This window comes from Vibrio nigripulchritudo ATCC 27043 (assembly GCF_000222685.1).
GTDB classification, from domain to species: Bacteria; Pseudomonadota; Gammaproteobacteria; order Enterobacterales; family Vibrionaceae; genus Vibrio; species Vibrio nigripulchritudo.
This window is the reverse complement of the sequence record NZ_AFWJ01000024.1, coordinates 25,447-41,982: the sequence shown is the minus strand read 5'-3', so window position 1 is coordinate 41,982 and position 16,536 is coordinate 25,447. Positions and strand designations below refer to the sequence as shown.

Genomic DNA, 16,536 nt, shown 5'->3' with positions numbered 1-16,536 from the left:
CCTTCTATCTGGACAAAAACACATTACAGGAACAAAGCATGTCAAATATTGCAGGAAAGGCGTATGCGATGAACGTGGTCACGCCAATTAAATGGTACTGGCGCTGGCTCAATAAATTTATATTCTGGGCAGTCAACTCAAACGCGATGAGTCTGGTTGGCGCTTCTCTGGACGGTCTCCGCACCCTTTCCCTGATTCATTACGCGCGTTGGGCAATCGTAAAACCGAGTGAATTCCCGCGCCTGTCGGAAGATCAGCCCAAAGAGACCATCAAGTACAGCTACATGTTTTTCTTCAGTAACTTTAATGGGAGCTGGGCACAATATGTGGACTCATTCCACAGCTCGATACCTTCAGGGCTGAATCTGTTCTGGTACAAGAATGTGAAATACCCGGGCTCTGTACCTCTGCAACCTTTTCATGACTACATCACCTACAACCAGGTCTGGACCAATCACTACTACAGCGCTTACCCAATGGCAGCCTCTAATGATGTGAAGTCCGGTCAGCAGGTTCGTGATTCTCTGTCTGATTTCATTAAAAGCACACCTGCCAATGAAACTGCTGATGACTTTAAGAAGCGATATGAAGCACTCACGCTCGATCTGCAAGATCACATTGGCATGATGGCACCAGCCCCGATTGTCAGCCTGTCGGCAGACGCGGTAGAAAAACGTCTGGCACAAGCCAGCTGACGGGAGGAAAGTTTAATGGCAAATAAAAGCGGCAATGCCTACGGTCTGACGGTGTTAAGCCCGATCATTAACGGCTGCAAAAACGATACGTCTTACGGAGCGCTATTAAGAGATCATCTGAACTCACTCCCTTTGAATCGGTTTAGCCCGATGGCAAAAGTACCCAATACATACCTCGCCCGATTCTATGTACTGGCAGACGTGTTTTATCAGGGTTACCCTGCTCGTGAAGAACATTTGCAATCCCAGTATCTGGTATTCAGTACTAACTTCTATGGCGATTTGGATTCCTATCTACATGATATGTGGCGCTGTGCAGAAGCGGATGTAAAAGCCATCTGGCAACATTGTGTTGCGTTTGATCAGGTCGATAGCGCTGAAAAATTTGTCGAATACATTAAGAAATGTCAGATAGACAACCAGCTCTTCTTTAATGGCTCAAACGATCTGTCTCTTAAAGCTCAGTTAAAAAGCCTCTATCTCAAACAGGAGTTTTCGCGCTTTGTCTACGCCAATCAAGGCAAGAGCGCGGAAGAGCTGCAACAAGCATTTCATCAGTTTGTTCGTGCTATCGACATCGACAATCTCTCATCCCCTAGCTGGAGTGCAGGCGCAAGCAGTCTGGAAGAAGTCGCAGACACCGTGCACATCTATACCCAGCCAAGTACAAGCAACGAAACGACACCATCACTGGAGATCGAATAATGTCTCAAGACTCAACACCTACAAAGCTCGATCTGCATGATATTCAGGGAAACATCGTCAAAGGCTATGGTCGATACGGCTATCCATATGCGCGTTACCTTTTCCTCACCGTACGTAAAGAATCTGACGCCAGGCGATTTCTGAGGCAACTGACTGATCGCATTACGTCATCTGTGCCATGGGGTCACACCGCGCCCAATCATGAGCCAGTTAAAAAGCCGTTGGCGACGACCAATATCGGTTTCACGTTCGCAGGTTTAAAAGCATTGGGTGTGCCACAGAAGTCACTTCAGACATTTCCTCAGGCTTTCGCCATGGGCATGCCTGCGCGAAAAGACATTTTGGGTGATGACTTAACCAGCAGTCCAGAGCACTGGGATCCTGTATGGGAAGATCCGCAAAAAGTACATATCTGGATGTCCATCAACGGTCAGACGCCAGAAGACGTGGAAATCCGTTACAAAGAATTGCTGCGGCTAATTGAGATTTGTGACGCTGGCGTCGCCCTGCTAACAGGGCATCGGGCTGACGACGGTCAGTTACTCCCTTATCAGGACGCTGCGGCATTGATTGAAAATGGCGATCCTACGCCAAAAGAACACTTTGGCTATGTCGATGGCATCAGCGATCCTTTCTTCAAAGGAACTGGCGCACCGCCAGAAAGAGTCCTGGGTGCAGGAAAACCAACGGGTAAAGACCCCGCAACAATGGAAGGCTGGGAGCCACTAGAAACAGGAGAGTTCATTCTTGGTCACCGAGATGAAGCTTTCGAATACCCCAAAGCTCCGATGCCCCCCATGCTGGGCAAAAATGGTACTTTTATGGTGTACAGAAAACTCCACCAGAACGTGGCTTCATTTCATCAATACTGCGAAGAAGTCGGTAAAGATTTTGAAGGCGGTAAAGAAGCATTGTCTGCCAAATTTGTGGGTCGATGGAAAAACGGAGCGCCCGTTACTTCGTTCCCTACAGAGAAACAAGCCGAGGAATTCGGACGCGCTTATAAGGAAGCAAAGCAAAACCGGAAAGATAACCCGACACCAGAGAATATTCAGAAATACAACGATTTGAAGCGACAGTTAACGGCTTACAACTACGAGGATGATCTTAAAGGTTCTGGCTGCCCGATGGGCGCGCACGTTCGTAGGGCAAATCCAAGAGGCTCACTGGAATTCGGAGTGAAAGGTGCATTCAATACACCGGGAGCATTGGTCAACCGCAGGCGTATTCTGCGCAGAGGGCTTCCATACGGCAAGCAAGAAACCACTGCTACCGATTCTGGTAATCACGGCATCATCTTCATGGCACTTAATGCAGACATCGAGCGTCAGTTTGAGTTTGTGCAGCAACAGTGGATGAACTACGGCAACGACTTCAAACTTTCTAACGAGAAAGACCCGATTATCGGCAATATGTCTGACAAACTCGGTGTCTCGGCAGACGGAACCATGTTGATACAGGGCGACGAAAATACCGGGAAGAAACCTTTCTTCTGCTCTCATATCCCTCGGTTTGTTGAGACTCGGGGTGGTGACTATTTCTTTATTCCAAGCCTTACAGCACTTCGAATGATTGCTGATGGCATTGTCGATCCAACTTAAGCGCTGCTGAAAATGTGCAAATGATGACAAGGACGTCAGATGGCTGACCAGAGAACAAAGCATAACCATTACCTTCACCAGGTTGTACTACCGGAAGAATTGAAACACGTCTTGCAGCGTAAGGTAATAAACAGAGATGGTCGGGCAACCGAGCGTTCCCCCCGTTCGCTGCCCGATTTTGAGCAGACGCTGACTCCTTGCGAGCAGCGCTCTGCTCCTCTGAACCACGTGTTGAATAATCTGAAAGCACCAGAGCAGGAAGCAAGGTGGCAGGAAGACTCTAACGTTCTTCACCCTGGCTTGGTTGGTTTGTGTTTTTCTGGTGGTGGGATTCGCTCTGCGACATTTAACCTAGGAGTAATTCAAGGGTTAAAGAAAAGTGGCTTGCTCAATTGTGTCGACTATTTATCTACCGTATCTGGTGGTGGCTACATGGGTGCAGCATTAGCCAGCACCATGTCGGGCGCTTCGTCTGACTCTCAGAACGCCGACAAAAAAGAGGAAGCGGTCAGCCAGCTGTTTACTCATCGGCAAGGAGACGTCGAACCCAGTGAATTTCGCCACCTTCGAAATAACTCCAATTATATGGCACCCAACGGCGGACTGGATACGATTCGCGTACCCGCGATATTTTTGCGCGGGATTGTTCTGAACGCTCTGGTCGTTTTGCCCTATCTGTTGATGTTTGCCATGTTAACCGCGATGTTAGTCGCTTCTCCGCTTGGGATTTACAGCAGCTATTCTTCCTGGCTTGGTCAATTGGGAGTAGGAACACTTTATTCGATAACCAAAGCACTGATATTTGCCCTGGTTATCAACTATATCGTGTCCTCAATCACCACACGATTCAGTGAAGCTTTGCCAGCTGAAAACCAGTCATGGCATTGGAGAAACACCATTACTTATGCCATTGCTATCAATGTTGCCGCTGTTTTTGGCTCAGCCGTGATTGAGACTCAGCCACTGGCACTCAGCGCCTACCAGAGTGTAGTGACATGGAGTATATCGCTTCAGCAGATGGGGTTAAGTGGTGTTGTTATTGCTGCTCTGTGCAGCCTTGTCCTTGCCAAAATCGTCTCTAACCTTCGTAAGGTCAGCAACCAACTCGTTGTAGGAATCATTGGTCTCTCGGCTGTATTCGCATGCTGGCTGGTCGTGTTAGATGTTGGCAGTGATTTGCTCTCTGGTCACACTAGCTATCAAGGTGTGATGGTATTGTGTGCGGTGTTACTGTTGCTCAACCATTTCACTGGGAGCGCCAACTTCACAGCGGTCAACCGCTTTTACCGAGACCGTTTAAGCAAAGCATACATCTTCAGAAAAAGTGGACCTTCCCCCCACGCGCCAGTCGAACAGACAGACAATATCAAGTTATCGGAGCTCGACAGCGATTTCACACCTTTCTCCATCATTAACTGCACGGTCAATACTGAACAAACCAATGATGCTTACAGGAAGGATCGCCACGGAGATAACTTTGTCTTTACCAAATGCTATAGCGGCAGCAATCAGACAGGTTACTGTAAAACCGAAGACTTAGAAGCTACTCAACCAAGCATAAATCTGGGGACAGCAACCGCAATATCTGGAGCCGCTGTTGCGCCAAACATGGGAAGAAACACGGTCAAAGCACTTACGTTCCTTCTGGCTATGCTCAATATTCGCTACGACTTCTGGGTTAAACACCCAAGTAAAGTCCGTCAGGCGGCATCCCAGAATCCGCTTCCCTTTTGGAAAAAGATTTTGCAGACCAATCGGGTCGGACCCAGTTACTTCCTTCGCGAACTGTTAGGAAAGGTTGATACCAATCACCCATATATCAATCTGTCCGATGGTGGGCATTTTGAAAACCTCGGGCTCTATGAGCTGGTGAGACGCGAGTGCAGACTGATAATTGTTTCAGATGCTGAAACCGACCCCAGTTTTTCATTTTCCGGTCTTATGGACGCCATTCGTATGGTGCAAACCGACTTTGGAATAAAAATTTCCATATCTGGGTTAGACAAAATTCGAGCTAAAGAAACCGTCTACGCCGTAGGGGAGATCGACTACCAAAACGGTCGCAAGGGTCAGATCCTCTATATCAAGTCCACCATGATTCAGTTTAAGGATGATGAGTCGGCTCACTACCGTGGCTACTTCGACCATTATCGCTATATCGCTAATTACCAATCGAAAAACCCAGAATTTCCTAACCAGTCTTCCGGCGATCAATTCTTTGATGAAGCTCAGTTTGAAGCTTACCGGGCACTTGGTTATGAAGTTGCCAGTCAGGTGTTATTTACATCTGAGTCATCAACACAAGTACAACAAGATTCGTTCTCTGGAAGGCGAAGCGCATAAACTTATGGATAAGTAAAAGTGAATAATAAAACTTCAAACAACGTCACATTAAAAACTCTGGCTTTAACCACTTTGATTTCGCCTGCTTTACTGCTTGTGCCCGTCAAAGTTCACGCCAATGGCTATCACTTTTTGCACCAAAGTGCAGAAGGCTTAGGCAGCGCCTATTCGACCAATGGAACCGCGGCAAACGATATCAGTGCCATGTTCTCTAACCCTTCTTCTATCGCCCGGTTCGACGGCACGCGCTTTTCTATTGGTGGGGTATTGGATATGCCGACGTCCAAGTTAAAAAATCCCGTCGCGACCGCGCCATACAGCAGTGGAACCGTTAGCGTAACGGGTTACCCTGCCGAACCAGAGCAACCTATCGACACTGCATACGGCAGTGCCTTGTATTTCACCCATGAATACCAACCAGGATTGGTGTTGGGAATCAGTGTGGGTGCACCTTACGCATATGTATCGGATTATCCAGACACCGCAGTGTCACGTTACACCGCAACGAAAACCGCCCTGTTTGCGTACAACGTCAGCCCGATCGTTGCCTGGCAACTGAATGACCAATGGTCTGTCGGGGCTTCCATCAACATGCAATATTACACAGTTGAACTGGGCACTATGGTTGCGACTTCTGTGACCTCTCCCAGTATCAGCACCGATGTAACCAGTACCATAACGGGTAAAGATCTGGCGTTTGGATTCTCATTGGGTACTGAATATCAGATGACCGAAGATACACGCTTCGGTTTGTCTTACCGCTCAAAGATCTCTCATTCCTTTGATGGTGACGTCGAGCTATCGGGAAGCGATGCGAACTACGCTGCACTGGTATCAGCCGCATCGGCTCTGGGCGTCACTATTACCAGCAGGACTGGTAGTGCACAATTTGATATTGCTACACCGTCTATGCTTCAAATCGGTGTTTTGCATAAGCTGAACGACAAGTTTGAACTCTATGGCAACGCCAACCGATTTGGCTGGAGCGCCTTTACCGATACAACGGTGACCTATGGTAATGGGCTTGCAGATACCGTTGTCGATAATAACTGGCACGACAGTTGGTTTGTCGCTGTTGGCATGGGCTACCAGTACAGTCAGGACATCAAACTGAGAACGGGTTTTGCCTACGACTGGAACCCCACACCAGCGGATGCAGTAAGCCCTCGTGCACCTAACAATGATCGCTGGAATGTTGGCTTAGGCATGAGCTACCAATACAGCGAACAAGTGAAACTGGACTTCGGATACCAGTTCATCAAATTTACGCCTGTCACCATCGACCTAGAAGGTGGAAACAACATTCCACGTGGGACTTTGTCGGCAGATCTAGATCTATACGCTCATATATTTATGGCGCAGTTTAACTATGCGTTCTGATTGTAGAACGCCCTAACTGCCAGGAGGAGTCTGCTATGGACATGCCGCACACAGATGAATTGGATACACAGCAAAGAAAAGCGAATCATCCGGAACCACACATTGTCGACAGCGAGTTTCTTAACCAGCTGGAAAATGAGTGTGAAGTACTCGCACATTATGCGTTTTCTAAAGGGCTGACCGTTCCTGGCAAGCTGATGCGGTTACTCAACTCTGATTTGTCTGAGGAGACAGACATGAGAGCTCAGCAGATTACCGACATCTACAATCAACTCGCGGAACTGGTTGCACCAGCCAAACCGCAAACCATTTTATTGATGTACGAGGAAAACAAAGAAGCCTCTCCTTTTCTGTTTCTTGGTAGCGTCCCGCTGATTCGAAGAATGATGGCAGTTGCACTGATTTCACTGTTTTCTTTGATTGGACTTAGCCTGTCGGGTTCGATCAATAATGAAAACATGGTCAGCAGCATGTTTGATTTAGAAGGCACCGATCTGCTTTATGTTCAGGCAATGTTACTGGCATCCGCGGCTATCGGCGCTTCCTTTGCTGGCTTGTTCAAAGCCAATAGCTACGTTACTCAGGGCATCTATGACCCAAAACACGAAAGCTCTTATTGGGTAAGATTTGTTGTCGGCTTGATATCGGGTATTACTCTGACGCAATTGATTCCGATTAACTTGGATTCCGTCGCGCAATCCAACGATCTGATTGCAGATTCCGAAGCAAACCATGCCGCAATCCGCATTACCACGGCACTGCTTGGAGGGTTTTCTGCGAACCTGGTTTACAACCTGCTGGATAGAATCGTCGAAACTCTAAAATCCTTTATTACCCCTAAGAAGGTACAAAATCCAGCGGTGCTCAGGCAGCAACTGGAAAACCAGTACCGAAAAGAGAAGCTTCAGTTTGTGACTCAACTGTCTCAGGAGCTGTTGCTCATCAAGCAGGAACTCGCCAGCGATGAAAACATGTGCAAAGAAAAAATGCAGGACAGGCTAACTCAGTACCTGGAGATTCTAGTAAACGGAGAGAAAAGCTCTGCACCTAAAAAGTAGCTTTTTCTCAAAGGGTTATACACAAAACTAAATTAACTCGGCAAAGTGTTCAAAAAAAGACAGGATTTTCTGCTTTTGGCATTTACATCTTGAAATAGAATGATGTATTGTGAAGGAAGATGAAAATCTAAAATTTAGAGCACCTTTGCTTGCGAAACTAACCGACAACAAGTCGGTCTCTGACATCGTCAGATAACTAAAAATAGAAATATCTAAAAAAACCAAGATACATCTAAGTCAAATCCCCAGCATCAAACTGGGGATTTTTTTGTTTAGAGACATAAACTTATAGCTTATTCCCTATTTTACTCTGTGACTTTAGGCTGACTTGAGTAAGTCGCGCTACCATCTTTTCTTAGTTCAATGAAAGCTTCGCTTTCACCATTGTCACAAGCGTAGCGAGCGCTATCTTCCGTTTCGGTCATAAGATCGCAGTGTTCCTGAACAGATCCGGTGTCCTGTGGATCGTATTCAAACGTTGCCATCACGACATTAGTTTCCATGTCGTGTTTTTCTTCAATATTCACTGCAGATTTTGGTAGATAAGGGGGTAACCAACCTTGCTCAAAAATACCGGAAGAAGCCATCTCCTGATAATTTTCAAATTTTGCTGAAGCACTGTCCCCGAAAATGCCTGCCCAGACAGGAGCAGACATTAGCAGTGCCAAAGACACCATTACGTTGCGAGTTTTCATGATGATTATCCTTTAGTAATTTTTCCAAATTTCCCGTACAGCAAGGATGTTTTATAAAATGAAAGTGCAACCTTTGTCATAATAAAGTCATAGGCAAGTAAACGTTTTTTGAGCGATTTTAAGCGGTATTTTCTATCCAGGTCGACAGTTGTTTTGCCTGTTTTAGTGCATTGAAGTGAGTAACCACTCGTTCTCTGGCGCTGTGCCCCATTCGCACTCTTTCCTCAATCGAAAGTTGAGCAAACTCCACCAATTTTTCGGTTAGCTCAGCAGCACTTTTCTCATTCACCAGGTATCCCGTCTCTGGAGAAACGATTTCTTTGCACCCCATGATGTTGGATGTGATCACAGGCGTACCAACTGCCATCGCCTCTTTCAAAACCAGCGGCCCGGTATCGACACAACCGGTATCGGAAAAACAAAATGGAGCAACCAGACAGTCGTATTGCGACAGGTTATCTTTAACCCAGGAATGAGGTTGAGAACCCAGAAAGTTTACATGGTCGGTTAGCCCTAAAGACTCCGACTGCGCTTCTAACTGAGCTTTCATATTTCCGTCGCCCACTATATCGAGCTGAATATTGTAGCGTTCAACCACTGGAACCAGAGCTTCAAGTAAGTATTGAACGCCTTTTGAGACCACCAGCCTTCCCAGAAAAACCAATCTGAGTGTCTCCGATGGCATTTTTTCCTGCAGGACAAAGCGTTCTGTTTTTACGCCACAATGCAGAAGCTTGATGTTGCCTTTCGCCAAATCAGCGAAGTCTTGCATCATGTCTTTACATACCGCGACAACAAAGTCGCTTGCCTGTATTTTCTTGTCGATATCGAATGCCGATTCATACACGTCGTGTCCATGCCCCACAAACGAACAGCTGATACCCAGGATTTTGGCTGCAACAATGGCATGTGCCGCAGTATGCTGGCAGAAATGCGCGTGAACATGATCAACGTTCGCTTCTGCAAGCTGTAGCGCCAACTTCAAGCCATAATAGAAAAGTGATTTCTTAGGCATGCCTTCCTGTTCATTTACAAAGCCCATCGCCGCCATAATCCCCGTTAGCCTTATTCTGCGGTACATGGATTTGGAAGCATCCTCTCCAACTTTGAACACCCCGTAGCTAAACGCTTTGTCACTTGGAACTTTCTCAAAAGCAAAGACACATACTTCATGTCCGCACGCTTGAATGGAATCCACCTCGGTTTGAATAAAGGTTTCACTGAGCACTGGGTATTTCGGAGTGATGAAGGCTACTTTTTTCATAGTCGTTCTCTTATGTCGATTTGTGCCTAGGTCTTGTTGATTTAGCTTGTTGGTTTAGCTCGTTGACCTCGCTTGTTAACTTGTTACTAGGCAAAATCCGAACCAACTCAAAATAGCCTTATTTTTCTGACACCTACGATATGACCATTGTGCTCCTGTCGTCGCGACCAGATGTATTTCTCATTCTGACAAGCAATCTGAATTCCGATGCGTCAAATGATTCAACTGGCGCTTAAGTTTGCTTTGCGACCTGATTTAAACACATAAAATCAATAGGTTACGAAATGGCATATTTTCTGCTCTGTACATTCGGTAACGAACCGACAAAAAGGTAAACTGTTTATGAGAGCATTGACTCAATCTGCCTATTACGCTGTTGGCATCATTATGATGAAAGGGGTATCGCTGATGATGATCCCTTACCTGACCCGTAAACTGTCGCTGACTGAATACGGCTCTTTGGAAGCTTTAATACTGCTGGCAGACATAGGTACGATAGTGTTTAGCTTTGGGTTGGTTAATGCCATGTATCGCTATGTGGGCACCGCAAAAGGTGAAGAAAAACATACCCTAATTTCAAATTGCTTCTCACTCAGTGCCATTTTTTGCGTCTTAGGCGCTTTGCTGTTAATCGCAACCGTCCCGCTCTTAGTTACTCTGCTTCCTGTAGCGGTATCCGAATATCAGATCTTACTTTTAGCCGTACCAACTTTGTTGGATGGTCTCATTACCATTCCACTGACTTTGATGAGAATGAATGAACTGGCTAAGCGATTTTGCGTATTGAACGTAGGTAAAGCGCTTGGTCAGGCATTTTTAACGTTTGTTTTGTTGGAATTGGGATACGGCATAGATGCGGTCCTGATATCCGGAGCAGTGTCGAGTAGCTTGCTCTTACTTTGTCTGTTTGGGTATCAGTGGCAACAAATGAGGCGTTTTGGTTATCTTAAGCACTCTAAAATGCTACTCCAATTCAGTTTGCCTACACTCGCTGGCTTCTTATCCATGTATATGATTACGGGTTTAGACCGATGGCTGCTCGCCAGCTATGTGGGTGTAGAAGAACTGGCGGTGTACGCGATTGCCGTAAAGTTTGCGTTGATCTTAGGTTTAGTGTTGCAACCATACTCGCTCTGGTGGTTCCCCAATCGAATCTCCTTGTTACAACAACCAGATGGCAAACAGATTTGCGCCGACAAAGCCATGCTTGGCACTAATTTGGGAATATTCTTTGGTTTGGGAATGATCCTGACCGTACCGGGTTTTATTGCTTTTGCTCTTCCCGAGAGCTATCAGCTATCCAGTACCATCGTGGTCGTCCTGCTCGCGATAAACGTAATTAAAAATGCGGGCGATTATCTGAACCTGGGTTGCTACAGCGGAGACTCCAGCCAAGCACAGATGTGGATTCAGGGGATATGTGCTGTTGTCGCCACTGCTGGGTATTTCATCTTTGTACCTATTTATGGATTGTGGGGAGTGGTTGCCGTACTCGGTAGCGCATACACAATGCGACTGTTGCTGCTCTATTCTGTGAGCCAGTCAATGGAATACCTTCCGTACAATCATTCCAAATGGATATTAAGCACTATGCTTTCTGTTGTGGCTTGGGGAGTGTATCAATGGCTAGTTAAGCTCTTACCCGCAGTACCTGAAATAGTAATGGGAACAGGAGTTGGTCTGGCGATATCTGTTGCCTTCATTTATCTAAAGATTCTGCCTGTACCTGAGGCTCTGCTGTGCAAATTGAGCTTGAAGAAGCCATCTTCAAAATCAATCGCGTAAGCACCGCTCATAAACGTGAGTTCTTTCAATGCTTTTTACATTTGTATACAGAAGCCGGTGTGAGGTTTAAGGTAATATACTCACCTTAAGATGCTTGCGTTCCTATAGAGAGTTTATGAATCAGCAAAAAGCGCTTCCTTTCTTAATATCTGGCCCCATTTTACGTAAAGCCACTGCGAGTGAGCTGGTCTTTTGGCTAGTTACCAGTGAGCCCGTAACCGGAACAATTGAGTTATTTTTGGATAAAGCCGACATGCCTTGGCTAAGCCATGACATGGCTGATGTCTCTACCGTTAAGGTTGGAAAGAATGCTTACGTTACTTTGGTGCACCTGGAAAATGACTTTCCCGTCGACCAAACACTTTCCTATGACTTCAACACCCAATATGGAAGCCTCGCTGCTCAGTACCCTCATCTAACTTATGATCAAGAACAGCGAATTGAATTTAAGATTTCTACATCCGCTGAATACATCTTGCATGGTTCCTGCCGCAATCCTCATCATAATGGCAAAGATGCATTGGTCGCGGCTGACAATAAAGTGCTTTCGCAAAAGTTGACAGAGCGACCAGACATGCTTTTGATGTCGGGTGATCAAATTTACGCCGATCACGTTGCCGGACCGATGCTGAATGCTATTTTGCAGGTTATAGATTTGCTCGGTCTGCCACAAGAAACCTTTGAAAGTGCTCCCTTTGGTACGGCTTCTGAACTCTACTCCCACCCTCAATGCTTTTATGGTCGGGAGTCACTGCTTCCCACTTATATCGAAGAACGCAGTTGGTTGTGGTCTTTTTTGCCGCAGTCCGAATCTCCGATATTCAGTTCTCGCGACTGCGGAAACCATCTGATCAGCTTTTCAGAATTTTTTGCCATGTACCTTCTGGTGTGGTCGCCAACGCTATGGGAGCATCTTGGGTACACTCAGGCACCGGATTCATTAAGCGACACTAACAAGCAACGCTGGGCTAAAGAGGCAGAACAAATCTGCTTGTTTGTAGCTGGCTTATCTAACGTTCAGAGGCTGCTGGCACACATTCCGACCTATATGATTTTTGACGACCATGACGTCACCGACGACTGGAATCTCACCATTGGGTGGGAGCAGGCCACGTATGGTCACCCGTTCTCGGAACGAATCATTGGCAACGGGCTCATCAGTTACTGGCTCTGTCAGGGCTGGGGAAACGACCCTCATCAGTTCAATTCCGAATTTATGGCGCTGGCAAACGCTTATTTTGATTCGCCCGAATCAGAATCTCAGGACGCGTTTATACGATACCTGTACCAGTTCGAGAGGTGGCATTACACCATTCCAACCTCCCCTAAAGTCGTGGTATTAGACACTCGTACCCGACGCTGGCGTTCAGAATCGAAGATGAATAAACCTTCTGGCTTGATGGACTGGGAAGCCTTGATGGAATTTCAACATGAGCTGATGCATCAGGATAAGGTAGTTGTTGTGTCTGCTGCACCAATGTTTGGGGTGAAGTTTATTGAAGCGCTACAAAAGGCCATGACCATGCTGGGTCAGCCACTAGTGATCGACGCCGAGAACTGGATGGCACACCCGGGAAGTGCCAATACACTCCTGAGCATATTTACGCACACCAAAACACCGACTAATTTTGTAATCCTGTCTGGGGATGTTCACTACTCTTTTGCCTACGACATTAAGCTCAGGTTCAGAAAATGCAGCCCTAATATTCATCAGATCACGTGCAGTGGTATTAAGGCTCAGTTCCCAGAGCCTCTGCTGGGCTTTTGTGACCACGCGGACAGGTTACTCTATTCCCCCCGCTCTCCACTGAATTTCTTCACCAAACGTAAGCGGCTGAAAATCCAAAAGCGCGACCCAAGCATAGAAGGCGTGCGCAGGTTGGTAAACTCCACCGCTATCGGTGAGGTTAGACTGGATTCAACAGGAAAACCCCAGCGAGTGTCCATTTTAAAAGGGGACGGGGATGAAGTGGACTTCACACCAACAAAGCAAAGTTCTTAGAGCTTATACCCAAGTAACCTCAAGATGCTAGGTTCAGCGAGAATTAACTGGCTTTCAGACAAGACACCGATTTGAAGATCTAGTGGTTCTAAATCAAGAATCGGTAACGCAGTATGAAAGCCAGTTAAACTCGCCCTTGGGAGCCCATATTCTGCTCCATTTCATCGTCAAAGAACTTGGAAAGGACGGGTCATTCCACTGCGTTCTTTTCCTTGAACTGAAACAGAATATGAGGCTCTGAATCCGGCATCTTGAGGTCACTTGGGTATATATTGACCTTTTGCGATTAAATTTTGTTCCCTTTCTGCCGTGAACTCATCTTTACCTTTAACACCCAGAAAATTGGCTGGGTGATAAAGGAGAAAAAGAATGAGTACCAAAGAAGCAATCAATGTCTACCACAAGGATATGTTTAATCGCCGAGGTTTTCTTAAAGGCTTTGGCGCAGCAACACTTTCTGCCACAGCACTAACCATGATGAGCGGTTGTTACACTGCTCGGGCAAACCATCATGGTGGTTATGCCTCCGATTCTACCGCTCAAAACGATATCGCCATTCTGAACACAGCTATCTCCGCGGAACAGGAAGCCGTTGCGGCCTATCAGTTAGGAGCGGAAAGCCAGCTACTAAGCCCAGAATTACTTAAAGTTGCCGTGCAGTTTCAGGGACACCATAAAGAGCACATCGAACTGCTCGCATCGGTTGTCACCCAGCTTGGTGGCACACCCAATACGCCCGAAGAGCAGTATCAGTTCCCCGTCGAACAACTCAAACGCCCTTCAGACGTTTTAATGTTTGCTGCCCAGTTAGAGCGCGGAGCAGTCAGTGCCTATGCTGGTGCCATTCCATTATTCGATAACAGGGATTACTCCAAAGCAGCCGCCAGCATTCTGGCCGACGAAGCCATGCACTGGGCTATCCTCAGAAATGCACTCGGACTGGATCCAGTTCCAGGCGCATTCTTTTCTTAATAGCGTTTACTTTGCGCATCAGAGCAACGAAATCGGCTGAGCATACCCCTCAGCCCGTTTCCCCACGTTATCAGGAGAAGTTATGCGTTGTATTTTGTTATTACTGGTTTTAGCCCCATTTGCTCAGGCTAAAGCTCTTGAACAGGGTGAAGTTCTTGAATTAGGCAAAGAGGTGTATCAAACCTGTCTTGGATGCCACTCCCCTACCTTTCATCGCACGGGTCCGAGGCACTGTTTTTTATTTGGCAAGGAGGTTGGCAGTCAAAAAAACTACCGTTACAGCCAGGCGATGCTTGATTCTGAAAGCGTATGGAACGCAGAAACTCTGGATCGTTTTTTAGAAAACCCAAGAAAAACCATTCCGGGGACTAAAATGACAGTAGCGGGTATCAAAGATAGCGGGCAAAGGGAGGCAGTGATCATTTACCTAAAATCCCTCAATCACGAATCAGAAGAATGCATAGGATTAGATAATGACGGATAACGATTTGACCTCTTATTCTGATATCGACCTTATCGAGCGAGTATTAGAAAAAGACAGCCAAGCCGCAGAGGTATTGGTTCGTCGATATAATCAGTTACTGTTTCGCATTGCCCGAGGGTTCACTCAAAGTAACGACGACGCGATGGATATTGTTCAGGAAGCCCACCTGCGTGCGCTTCAAAATCTATCCTCTTTTCGGGGACCAACTGGCTATTCCAGCTGGTTAACTGTGATCACTCGAAACGTTGCCCTAAACAGGCTACGTACCGATCAACGTTTAGAGTTTTTTGGTGATGACGAACCCGTTTCAAGCTGTCCCACTTTTTCTGTATCGGAGCCAGTGATGAACCAAAACATACTCCAGTTGTTAGAAAAAGAGATAGACCAGTTACCCATCATGTATCGAACCGTATTTGTGATGCGTAGCGTGCAGGGAATGACATCGCTGGAAACGGCAGACTCGCTCGGACTGGACGTAAATGTCATCAAAACTCGCTATCGACGTGCCAGGCTCCAGCTTCAGTCTCAGTTGATTGCTCATATGGAACGAGAGTCGATGTCGCTCTACGAGTTTGCTGGCGAACGTTGTAATACAGTGACCCGAAACGTGTTGTCTGAGTGGCAGAAGTGTAGATCCAAAACTCTCAACTGATAAACACTATCGACTGGAAATCAATTGCTGGATAAACGTATCGACCTGGTCAGTGTAAGTGGACTTTGCTCCCAGAGACACATTCAGTTTTCGGTGGGACAGGTTCACAGGTAACAGCGTTCCCTGCCCACCGAACTCACGGAGCTTCTCAATAAAATCTTGAGACTGGGAACACGAATCCAGCTTTCTGCTCGTTGAGCATACGGCTAAAAATGGAGGGATGGCGGTTCGGAGCTGACTAATTGGTGACGCCTGCTCCCAATAAATGGGATTATCGCCAAAAGCATTTCTATAAAACCAGCTTACATCATCCCTTTTCATTATCTTAGTCACGTCATAAGCCATAGTGTCTAGGGAGACTGTTCCAAGCCACGGCTCGATTTTCATTGATTCCGCAACGGCAGGTGTAGAAGAAACTAGCGACACCAAATGGGCACCGGCAGAGTGTCCCATTAGAATAAACTGGCTGGCATCCGCTCCCCACTCACCAGCTTGTTGCTGAGAAAAGCGCAGAGCTTTGCGAACATCCTGAGCCTGTTCTACTGGTCGAATATCAGGCAGCATCCGGTAGTTGATCGATACCACTACGATTCCCAGAGATACCCATTTCTCTATCTTATTTTTAACCTGTGATCGCGTACCTTTGTCCCCAATTCGCCAGGCACCACCATGGACAAAAAAGATCACTGGCGCACTGCGCGCAAACTTTGGAAAGTACACATCCAGCTTCTGCTTTCGATGCTCTCCGTAAGGAATGTCTAAAAACTTATGGTGATCAACGGCAAAAGCGGGCTTTACCGCAAAAGCAATAAGAGAGACAAAGAAACTGATAACGAATTTAGATCTATTCATTTCTTACTTCCGAACCCGACCTAATCTAAGTATAGATAATGAAGTATC

At 46.6% G+C, this 16,536-nt stretch carries 14 protein-coding genes; 11 read left to right on the top strand and 3 right to left on the bottom strand.

The features are described 5' to 3' along the window. Positions 1 to 38 precede the first annotated feature (38 nt). From RH89_RS03865 to RH89_RS03840, 6 genes are read left to right on the top strand one after another with little or no spacing between them, the layout of a single operon-like run. Complete coding sequence (locus tag RH89_RS03865; RefSeq protein ID WP_004399206.1) at positions 39 to 695, top strand: hypothetical protein; 657 nt, start codon at positions 39 to 41, stop codon at positions 693 to 695. A 15-nt stretch (positions 696 to 710) separates the two neighbouring features. Continuing rightward, positions 711 to 1,400, top strand: coding sequence for a hypothetical protein (locus tag RH89_RS03860; protein WP_004399205.1), 690 nt, complete (start codon positions 711 to 713; stop codon positions 1,398 to 1,400). Next, positions 1,400 to 3,001, top strand: a complete 1,602-nt coding sequence (locus RH89_RS03855; RefSeq protein ID WP_004399204.1) for a Dyp-type peroxidase — start codon at positions 1,400 to 1,402, stop codon at positions 2,999 to 3,001. Before RH89_RS03860 ends, RH89_RS03855 begins: the two co-directional genes overlap by 1 nt. 39 nt (positions 3,002 to 3,040) lie before the next feature. Continuing rightward, positions 3,041 to 5,344 carry a patatin-like phospholipase family protein gene (locus RH89_RS03850; RefSeq protein ID WP_004399203.1) on the top strand — a complete coding sequence of 768 codons (2,304 nt, stop codon included), beginning with the start codon at positions 3,041 to 3,043 and terminating at the stop codon, positions 5,342 to 5,344. 18 nt (positions 5,345 to 5,362) lie between these two features. After that, positions 5,363 to 6,724, top strand: coding sequence for an OmpP1/FadL family transporter (locus tag RH89_RS03845; RefSeq protein ID WP_004399202.1), 1,362 nt, complete (start codon positions 5,363 to 5,365; stop codon positions 6,722 to 6,724). 35 nt (positions 6,725 to 6,759) lie between these two features. Then, entirely contained in the window at positions 6,760 to 7,782 is a 1,023-nt protein-coding gene (locus RH89_RS03840; RefSeq protein ID WP_004399201.1) for a hypothetical protein, read from the top strand. Positions 7,783 to 8,087: 305 nt separating this feature from the next. Here the strand turns inward: RH89_RS03840 and RH89_RS03835 are convergent, their stop codons facing one another. Then, positions 8,088 to 8,477, bottom strand: a complete 390-nt coding sequence (locus RH89_RS03835; protein WP_004399200.1) for a YbbD-related protein — start codon at positions 8,475 to 8,477, stop codon at positions 8,088 to 8,090. 118 nt (positions 8,478 to 8,595) lie between these two features. Next, positions 8,596 to 9,741, bottom strand: coding sequence for a glycosyltransferase (locus RH89_RS03830; protein ID WP_004399199.1), 1,146 nt, complete (start codon positions 9,739 to 9,741; stop codon positions 8,596 to 8,598). Between the two features lie 342 nt (positions 9,742 to 10,083). Between RH89_RS03830 and RH89_RS03825 the strand changes: the two genes are divergently transcribed. The 5 genes from RH89_RS03825 to RH89_RS03805 all read left to right on the top strand — a co-directional run bounded on the left by RH89_RS03825 (position 10,084) and on the right by RH89_RS03805 (position 15,636). Continuing rightward, positions 10,084 to 11,526, top strand: coding sequence for a lipopolysaccharide biosynthesis protein (locus RH89_RS03825; protein WP_004399198.1), 1,443 nt, complete (start codon positions 10,084 to 10,086; stop codon positions 11,524 to 11,526). A 115-nt stretch (positions 11,527 to 11,641) separates the two neighbouring features. Beyond that, complete coding sequence (locus tag RH89_RS03820; protein ID WP_004399197.1) at positions 11,642 to 13,528, top strand: alkaline phosphatase D family protein; 1,887 nt, start codon at positions 11,642 to 11,644, stop codon at positions 13,526 to 13,528. Positions 13,529 to 13,897: 369 nt separating this feature from the next. Beyond that, complete coding sequence (locus RH89_RS03815) at positions 13,898 to 14,500, top strand: ferritin-like domain-containing protein (RefSeq protein ID WP_004399196.1); 603 nt, start codon at positions 13,898 to 13,900, stop codon at positions 14,498 to 14,500. Between the two features lie 82 nt (positions 14,501 to 14,582). Further along, positions 14,583 to 14,984: a c-type cytochrome gene (locus RH89_RS03810; protein ID WP_004399195.1), complete on the top strand. Its 402-nt coding sequence runs from the start codon at positions 14,583 to 14,585 to the stop codon at positions 14,982 to 14,984. Next, a complete protein-coding gene (locus tag RH89_RS03805) occupies positions 14,974 to 15,636 on the top strand; it encodes a sigma-70 family RNA polymerase sigma factor (protein WP_004399194.1) in 663 nt (220 codons plus the stop codon). Before RH89_RS03810 ends, RH89_RS03805 begins: the two co-directional genes overlap by 11 nt. A gap of 6 nt (positions 15,637 to 15,642) precedes the next feature. Here the strand turns inward: RH89_RS03805 and RH89_RS03800 are convergent, their stop codons facing one another. Beyond that, on the bottom strand, positions 15,643 to 16,488 hold the full coding sequence (locus tag RH89_RS03800) for an alpha/beta hydrolase (RefSeq protein WP_004399193.1): 846 nt from the start codon (positions 16,486 to 16,488) through the stop codon (positions 15,643 to 15,645). Positions 16,489 to 16,536: the final 48 nt, after the last annotated feature.